The 687-nt window shown below is 44.8% G+C and carries 1 protein-coding gene; it reads right to left on the bottom strand.

Features of this window, described 5'->3' with window-relative positions; all coding sequences use genetic code 11:
- Positions 1-48 precede the first annotated feature (48 nt).
- On the bottom strand, positions 49-687 hold a 639-nt coding region (locus ACIR310F_RS0100415), incomplete at its 5' end, for a M10 family metallopeptidase C-terminal domain-containing protein (RefSeq protein ID WP_028082117.1).

Genomic DNA, 687 nt, shown 5'->3' with positions numbered 1-687 from the left:
ACTAAGTTATTGTTCGTGAAAAATCCGAGTGTAAGTAATCAATCCAGATTAAACGGTAACAATGAAATCACTAGCAACCAAAGTAGAAGCACCAAGGATACTTACAGCTGCAAACTCACCACCAGTACCAAAGCCAGCAGCAGTACCATTTTGGTTATAGAAGAGGCTACCGAGAGTTGGGTTATAAACAATAAGAGCGCTGCTGATTGCTGCGTCAGCATCATCTGTAACAACGCCAAACTCTGAGGCCACACTAAATCCGGCACCAGCAACACTGGTTAGAGCCGCAAATACTGTCTTGCTCAAAACGATCTTGTCACCAGCGCTAAAGTCAGCGATGTTGTCTAAACCAAAAGTTGTTGCACTAAAAGCTGTAACGCCATTGAATACGAACTGGTCATCACCAGCACCACCAAGTAAGTTGTCAGTACCCAAACCACCAACAAGGGTGTCATTACCAGCACCACCAGCTAAAGAGTCATTACCAGCACCACCGGTTAAGCTGTTGTTAAGAGCATTACCGATAAGACGGTCATTACCCAAACCACCAATGGCGTTTTCAATGGCATCTACCGCAGTTAATGTGATTTTTGTAGTACCCAAAACGGTTTGAGCAGTGTTGACACCCAAATTCACACGAGCAGCTAATGTAGCCGCAGCACCAGCAAAGCTAATGGTATCTGTACC

The organism is Dolichospermum circinale AWQC310F (genome assembly GCF_000426925.1).
In the GTDB taxonomy this organism is placed as follows: Bacteria; Cyanobacteriota; Cyanobacteriia; order Cyanobacteriales; family Nostocaceae; genus Dolichospermum; species Dolichospermum circinale.
Note: the sequence above shows the minus strand (reverse complement) of the source record. Positions and strands in the feature narration are given on the sequence as shown.